The sequence below is a fragment of the Nostoc sp. genome, from assembly GCF_036917095.1.
In the GTDB taxonomy this organism is placed as follows: Bacteria; Cyanobacteriota; Cyanobacteriia; order Cyanobacteriales; family Nostocaceae; genus Nostoc.
Genome location: NZ_JBALFH010000053.1, coordinates 195,471 through 202,948 on the forward strand (window position 1 = coordinate 195,471; position 7,478 = coordinate 202,948).

Annotated in this window: 6 protein-coding genes; 5 read left to right on the forward strand and 1 reads right to left on the reverse strand. The window is 49.5% G+C overall.

Annotated elements, in window-relative coordinates; all coding sequences use genetic code 11:
- Positions 1–22 precede the first annotated feature (22 nt).
- The gene (locus V7L01_RS31575) at positions 23–193 is read right to left on the reverse strand and encodes a hypothetical protein (protein WP_335041996.1); all 171 of its coding nucleotides are present in this window, start codon (positions 191–193) and stop codon (positions 23–25) included.
- Between the two features lie 66 nt (positions 194–259).
- Here V7L01_RS31575 and V7L01_RS31580 point away from each other — a divergent pair, with 66 nt between their 5' ends.
- The 5 genes from V7L01_RS31580 to V7L01_RS31600 all read left to right on the forward strand — a co-directional run bounded on the left by V7L01_RS31580 (position 260) and on the right by V7L01_RS31600 (position 6,837).
- A complete protein-coding gene (locus V7L01_RS31580; protein WP_335041998.1) occupies positions 260–1,705 on the forward strand; it encodes a SidA/IucD/PvdA family monooxygenase in 1,446 nt (481 codons plus the stop codon).
- A 122-nt stretch (positions 1,706–1,827) separates the two neighbouring features.
- Positions 1,828–2,496 (forward strand): dienelactone hydrolase family protein, encoded by a 669-nt coding sequence (locus tag V7L01_RS31585; RefSeq protein WP_335042000.1) that lies wholly within the window; start codon positions 1,828–1,830, stop codon positions 2,494–2,496.
- A 172-nt stretch (positions 2,497–2,668) separates the two neighbouring features.
- Positions 2,669–3,667 carry an aldo/keto reductase gene (locus V7L01_RS31590; RefSeq protein ID WP_335042002.1) on the forward strand — a complete coding sequence of 333 codons (999 nt, stop codon included), beginning with the start codon at positions 2,669–2,671 and terminating at the stop codon, positions 3,665–3,667.
- 82 nt (positions 3,668–3,749) lie between these two features.
- A complete protein-coding gene (locus V7L01_RS31595) occupies positions 3,750–4,856 on the forward strand; it encodes an aliphatic sulfonate ABC transporter substrate-binding protein (protein ID WP_335042003.1) in 1,107 nt (368 codons plus the stop codon).
- Between the two features lie 100 nt (positions 4,857–4,956).
- A complete protein-coding gene (locus V7L01_RS31600) occupies positions 4,957–6,837 on the forward strand; it encodes an ABC transporter ATP-binding protein (protein WP_335042004.1) in 1,881 nt (626 codons plus the stop codon).
- Positions 6,838–7,478: the final 641 nt, after the last annotated feature.

Genomic DNA, 7,478 nt, shown 5'->3' on the forward strand with positions numbered 1-7,478 from the left:
CCTCACCATGAATGGCACTAAGTTAAGCTGAAAGGTAAGCGGCGTAGGGATTGCAGAGGTGCAGGGGAGCAGGGGGGCAGAGGGGAATTTCTAAATATCTGAACGCAATGCCTAAAATTTCTTCTTTCTCCCCTGCTCCTTTGCTCCTCTGCACTCCTGCTGCCTCAACGATTTTCCCTTTTCTTAGTGCCATTCCCCCTCACCATTTATCCTCACTTGTGGAGTTCTCCCGTACCTTCCTCTTCTAACGGAAATCGATATGACGATAACGACTGACCCCGATGTTGTAGCCCGTGAGGCGCTACGCCTAATCGGCCCCGATCCCGATAACTGGATACCCGACCGCCCAGGCGTCGATCGCAATGTCACACTGGTTGGTGGCAGCGGCAGTGGCAGCACCTTTGCATTTGCGCTGCGGCGTGCCGGCATTGGCGGTGTGACGGTAATCGACGCGGCCGACGATGAGGCTCATGCCGGGGTGTGGCTGAACCGAGCGCGGATGAATAAGCTCCGCACACCGAAAAACCTGCCCGGCCCCGAACTTGGTATCCCAGAGCTATCGTTCCAGGCTTGGTACGAGGCGCGACAGGGTGCCGAGGCATACGCAGCGATCGACCGTATCCCTCGGTTGGCATGGGCCGAATACCTCAGCTGGTATCGGCAGTTTTTGGGCATCCCGGTTCGGTATCGGACGCGGCTGATGCGAATCGAGCCAGTGGAAGGTTTCTTTCGCCTACACCTTGAGGTGAACGGTGTTCCCCAAGTGGAAACCACACGGAAGATCGTCTTCGCCAACGGTGTGGCTGGCACTGGTGGCCCCTACGTGCCGCCAGTTCTAGCAGATAGTCTGCCGCGCCCGCTGTATGCCCATACCGCCGATGCGATCGACTTCACCGCGCTCCGGGGCAAGACTGTAGCGATACTGGGTGCAGCGGCCTCAGCTTTCGATGCCGCAGGGGTAGCGCTCGAATCGGGAGCCAAGGCGGTGCATTTGTTCGCGCGGCGATCGACGATCGCATCGCTGCCAGTAAATCGCGTGCGCGGTTATCCCGGTGCTTACTACAACTATCCAGAACTGCCCGATGCAGATCGTTGGTTCCAAGCTTGGCGGTATCGCCAGGTTGGTTCTACGCCCCCAGCCGACGCGATTCAACGGGCGATCGCATTCCCGAACTTCCACCTGCACCTATCAGCGACCTGGAGATCGGCGCAGGAGCAGGGCGGCCGGATCGTCGCGCAGGTGAACGACGATGCTTTCGAGTTCGATTTTGCGATCGCTGGCACCGGCTACTTCGTTGACCCGACGAAGCGGCCGGAACTGGCTGACTTTGCACATCACATTGCACTTTGGCGCGATCGCTACGAACCACCAGCCGACCAACGCGACGATGAGCTAGGCAGGCATCCCTACCTCGGCAGCGCTCATGAATACCAGGAAAAGGTTCCTGGTAGCGCCCCTTACCTGAAAGATATTCACGTCTTTAACCCAGCTGGCTTTGTAAGTTTTGGTCTGCCCATCGGTGACGTACCCAGCATCCGGCGCGACGTGCCGGCAGTGGTGGCACGCATCAGCCACGACTTGTTCTTCGCCGACTGGGCACTGCACAAGGCACGCATCACCAGCGATAACATCCCCCCAGACTTCGATGCCTCGCTGTACGCCGCAGCAGTGTGGAAGCAGCCGGTCAAGGCGGCAGTTACCTGAGTTTGCGTAATCCTCGCGGCATTGGGGAGTAGAAATTTTAGATTTTAGATTCAATTCCAATCCAAAATCCAAAATCCAAAATTGAATTGCCCAATGCCCAAATCAAATTAGGAGTCAAGACTATGCCTGTCAAACAACGCTCTCATGACACGATCAATAGTTCCCTGCCTTATCTTTTCTCGCCTGTTTCTGACAATGCCAAGCAACCCGCACCCTTAGTGTTGTTTCTGCATGGAGGACGCGATCGCGGCACGGATTTGAATGTGCTATTGAAATGGGGTCTACCTCGTTTCGTGGATTTATCTGACTCATTATCTTATGTCTTCGCTGCCCCCCAGATTTTGGCGGAACAGACTTGGGCAGATCGAGCAGATGATGTGCTTGCTTTGCTTGATGAATTGATTCTTTCCCAGCCCGTCGATCCAGCGCGGGTGATATTAGCTGGGTTCAGCTTAGGCTCGGCAGGTATCTGGCATATCGCTGCTTTGCATCCCGATCGCTTCGCCGGTCTAGTAGCAGTGTCTGGCCGTGTACCCAAAACATTAGGAGAAAGCGAACTAGCTGCACTTAAAGACATTCCCGTTCAGATATTCCAAGGTGGACAAGACAAAAATCTGCCGATTGAGGATACAGAGAATTTTGTTGAGCGCTTACGCCAAGTAGGGGGGAAAGTCGATTTGACAGTACTGCCTGATGGCGATCATTTTATTGCAGACGAGGTATACGGCGATCCGAAGTTGCAACAGTGGCTAATTTCCCTGAGCCGTCGCAACACTGCCTTAGTTGTCTAATTCACAAAACACCCCAAAAGTCAACGCTCAAGGGCTGGGGACTGAGAGACAAGAGAGAATTTTTTTAATCCCCATGACCGAAAAGGAAAAGGATACCAGTCCCTAAATTTATTTTTGGGGATTATTAATTTTGAATTTTGAATTTTGAATTTTGAATTCGGAGCGAAGCGACGTGACCTTAGCAACTACTAATCTCGGTAAAACTGGATTGACTGTTTCCCGCCTTTGTCTCGGCACCATGACCTTTGGATTGCAGACCGACGAAGAAACTTCCAGAGACATCCTGGACACCGCTGCCGATGGCGGAATTAACTTTTTGGACACAGCCGACGTTTATCCCCTCGGCGGCGGTCTTGCCACTGCTGGGCGCACCGAAGAAATCGTTGGGCGCTGGCTCAAAGGCAAACGCGAACATTTTATCTTGGCTACCAAGTGCGTCGGCCAGGTTGGCCCTGCACCTTGGGATCGGGGGGCTTCGCGTAAACATATTTTGGATGCGATCGATGCTTCTCTACGACGCTTAGGAACCGATTATATCGATCTGTACCAGTTACACTCCGACGATACTTCCACCCCCCTCGATGAAACCCTGGAAGCGCTGGACGCGGTAGTTCGTGCTGGCAAGGTGCGCTACATCGGGGTTTCCAACTTCTTAGCTTACCGACTCGCCCGCGCCTTGGGCCGCGCCGAAACGCGCAATCTAACCAGATTTATCTCGATTCAGCCCCGCTACAACCTCTTGTTCCGCGAAATTGAGCGAGAACTATTGCCCCTGGCACAAGAAGAAGGACTGGGTGTAATTTCTTACAATCCCTTAGCAGGCGGTCTGCTCACCGGCAAACACATTCTCGCTGAAGGCCCCACCTCCGGTACCCGTTTTACGCTAGGTGCTGCCGCAGAACGTTATCAAGAACGCTACTGGCACGATCGCGAGTTCGATACTGTGGAGGCTTTACGCACAGTAGCGGATCTCGCTGGATTGTCGCTCACCACCCTAGCAGTAGCTTGGGTTTTATCTAATCCCATTATCACCGCCCCCATCATTGGCGCTAGCCGCCCAGAACAACTTACTGACAACCTCAAGGCAGTGGAATTAAAACTTGACGACAGTTTGAAACAAAAGTTAGACGACATAACCGCCGAATACCGAAGAGGAGATTCTCTTCGTTAGAAATTAAGGAAATGGGGACGCGACGAATAACAAATAACTAATGACTAATGACTAATGACTAATGACTAATGACTAATGACTAATGACAACCAGAATTCCTTCAAACCAGAAATATATCATGGATAAAATAGCTAGGATTAAACGCCGTCGTTTTCTCAATTTTGCTACTTCCGGGCTATGTGGCTTTTCTATGGCATATCTGTTAGGAAGTTGTAGCGAACAAAGCCAACAATCTTCTTTGATAAACAGTAGTGCTGCAAGTGGGAATTCCCTGGGGATAAAAACTAAAGTTCTCCGCATGGGGTATCAAAGCGCCGGGGATCTCTTCAGGAATCGAAAAGTTTTAGAGAAACGCTTGGAGCCGTTGGGGATTAAGGTAGAATGGGCGCAATTTGTCCAAGGGCCTCAACTTATGGAAGGGATGGCTGCGGGAAAAATTGATGTGGGATCGGTGGGAGAAACGCCACCAATTTTTGCACAAGTGGCTGGAGCGAACCTTGTTTATGTAGTCGGGACACAAAGAGACCAAAGGACGGGGACAAGTACTGTTATTGCCGTTCCTCCGGAATCTCCACTTCAGAAGTTTGAGGATATCAAGGGTCAAGAAGTTTACTTTCAAAAAGGCTCGGCATCGCATTACTTTATTATCAGAGCGTTGCAGTCAATCGGCTTGACTCTCAAAGATATTAAAGTCAGAAGTCTACCGACTATCGAGGCGCGGGCTGCTTTTATCGAAGGTAAAATTCCAGTTTGGATGACAGGAGATCCGCACTATGCGATCGCTCAAAAGATGAATCGAATTCGAGTCCTCAAAGATTCTGTTGGGCTAGATTCTCCTGGAGCTTATTATATTGCAGACAGAAAGTTTGCCGAAGAAAACCTTGGCTTGTTAAAAATTATCATTGAGGAGCTTAATAACCTCGACAAGTGGGCAGAGGCAAATCGAGCCGAAGTTGCCAAATTGATGATAACTGAACAAAAGCTCGACGCGGATGTGGTAGAAAAAGTGATGTCTCGTCGCTCTTTTGTCGGACGCAGAGGACTCAGCCCTGCACTGATTAAGGAACAACAGCGTGTGGCAGATTTGTTTTTTCAAGAGGGTGTAATACCAAAGAAAATTAATATTCAGGAAGCGTTACTCCCGCCTGATGTTTATGCAGCGATCGCACCACCAGAAATTATGGTCTAGTGGAGTACTTTTAGAAGTCTCTAATGCCATCGGACGGCTTATCTAGTCGTCCATTTTTATCTAGTAGAAAAGCTAAAATGATGCTAAGAGATGGACTTTCATGACGAAAAAGACTAGACAATTCAAATCCTTTCAACGTGCTCCTGATGCACCAGATTTGCCATCAACTCCATTCAGGTTCATTTGCTATTTTGTTAACCAGTTCCGCTGGTGGTATGTGTTAATGGTAATCCTGGAGGTAATACATGCAACCTGTGGCATTATGTTGCCTTATGCTATTGGCGAGATTATCCGGGGCGTAACGCGATCCACGGGCGACAGCAAGCCCATTTTTGATGCCATGAAGCAACCCTTGATGTTATTCATCGGCTTGAGTGTGGGTGAAGTGGTATTTGGGCGATCGGCTGGACTTTTGCAAACTATTCTCCATCCAATCCACCGACAGCACATTGTGCGATCGCTATATGCATACTTACAGCACCATTCGCATCGCTATTTGAGCAGTAGTTTTTCCGGGGCATTAGCACATCGGATTAGCGAAACTTCTCTGGGTGTTACCCAAACGATGCAAATGATGATTACTGAATTTATGCCAGTAATTGTTGTCTATTCCGTCGCCACGACGATACTGTATCGCGCCTATCCTCCGCTGGCTGCACTCGTGGGGATATGGGCAGTTCTCTTCATCAGTATTTCGTTCTGGTTAGCAACTCGCTGCCGATTTTACTCCCGGAAAGCCGCAGCCGCCAGAAGTGAAACAACTGGCATCATCGTAGATGCGGTAACAAATCTCACTAGTAGCCGACTGTTTGCTCGCTTCGGTTTTGAACGACGTTATTTGAATGAGCAATTAAGACGCGAAATCAAACATGTGAGAGAGTCGAACTGGTACTCGGAGCGCATTCGCTGGTTTCAGTTCATCTCAGCAGCCATTTTGAAAATCAGTACCCTGTATTACTCGCTCTCTCTCTGGAGTCAAGGAAAGATCGCTACTGCTGATTTCGTTGTGGCAACCAGTCTATCGCTGTTGATCATCAGTGAAGCGCGTAATTTGAGCCGCCGCTTTCTGGAATTTTTTGAACATGTCGGAAATGTTGCCAATGGTGTCTTCACCATCATTCAACCCCACGAATTGGTCGATCGCGAGAAAGCGATCGCCCACTCAATCACCCAAGGTAAGATTGAGTTTCGGCGGGTGAATTTTAACTACACAGATGAAAAGAAAGTTTTCAACAACCTTTGTGTCACCATCCAAGCGGGAGAGCGTATTGGACTAGTGGGCTTGTCCGGCTCTGGAAAATCCACCTTTGTCAATCTGATTCTGCGTTTATTCGACCCCCAATCTGGACAGATTATCATTGATGGGGTCGATATTCGAGATATGACTCAGGATGCCTTACACGCTCAGATCAGCTTGATTCCCCAAGATCCGTCTTTGTTTCATCGCACTTTACTGGAAAATATTCGTTACGGACGCTTGGATGCAACCGATGAAGAAGTAATCGAGGCGGCGCGAAAGGCTCACGCTCACGATTTCATCGCCCAAAGTAAAGATGGTTACAATTCTTTGGTGGGCGAACGTGGTGTCAAATTGTCTGGAGGACAGAGGCAGCGCATTGTAATTGCGCGGGTAATCCTCAAAGACGCACCGATCCTGATCTTAGATGAAGCCACTTCTAGCCTCGATTCAATCACCGAAAAAGCGATCCAAGATACTCTCGACTTAGCAATGAATGGGAAAACGGTCATCGTGGTAGCTCATCGGCTATCTACCATCGTCCATCTAGATCGGATTCTGGTGTTCGACAAAGGTCGTATTATCGAAGATGGTTCCCACGCCAAACTACTGGCACTTGGCGGCGCTTACCACAGGTTATGGAAAATGCAAGCAGGTGGATTTATGCCGGAAAATCTTGGTGAGGAAGGCATACGCGATACTCGTGCTGGCACAGATAACGTGGAAGAGGGAATGATCGCTTGATATTTTCCGCTACTTTAAAGATCGCAGCAAGTTGAATTCAGGAATTGTGCAAAAAAGAGACAATTACAATTACCTAGATTTTCACCGATAGCGGTTCTGGTTTGCATGAAGTAAGTAACCACGCAAAATTAATTACAGTCATTGCGAGCGTTGGCGGAGCGTCTCTTAGAGTTGCAATTCGCTTGCGGCTGGGATTGCTACCCTTCTCTTGAAGGAGACGCTACACGAACGGGAAGGCTTCGCCTAGATTTCGCTTCTCTACGAGACGATACCGCGAACGCTACATTCGCAATGACATTGTGTAATCTCAGAACTTGCGCCAGTTCCCACGACCGCCTCAGAATGAATTCTGAGGCTTATAGCTAAAGTCTTCTAAAGAAGACTAAGTAAAGGTTGTAGTCCACGCTTAGTGGACTTGGGCTATTAGCCTGAGAATTTATTCTCAGGCGGGATAGACAGGTGCAAGATATAACTAATTAATTATGCGTCTCAAAGAGAAGGAAGGGGAGCCAATCTTCAAAGCCCCTCCGGGTCGGAGAGGGGTTTGGCAGGGTGGTTTCATACAAAGAAAGAAAAAACCTTTTGAATTTGATTGGCTAAAGCACGTTGAGCTTGAGGGATAGTGCGAAAACCAAGAAATC

What these genes read in the sequence shown, in the direction of transcription:
- V7L01_RS31575 (WP_335041996.1), bottom strand. Translation starts at nt 193, where the DNA reads ATGGCACTAAGAAAAGGGAAAATCGTTGAGGCAGCAGGAGTGCAGAGG.
- V7L01_RS31580 (WP_335041998.1), top strand. Translation starts at nt 260, where the DNA reads ATGACGATAACGACTGACCCCGATGTTGTAGCCCGTGAGGCGCTACGC.
- V7L01_RS31585 (WP_335042000.1), top strand. Translation starts at nt 1,828, where the DNA reads ATGCCTGTCAAACAACGCTCTCATGACACGATCAATAGTTCCCTGCCT.
- V7L01_RS31595 (WP_335042003.1), top strand. Translation starts at nt 3,750, where the DNA reads ATGACAACCAGAATTCCTTCAAACCAGAAATATATCATGGATAAAATA.
- V7L01_RS31600 (WP_335042004.1), top strand. Translation starts at nt 4,957, where the DNA reads ATGACGAAAAAGACTAGACAATTCAAATCCTTTCAACGTGCTCCTGAT.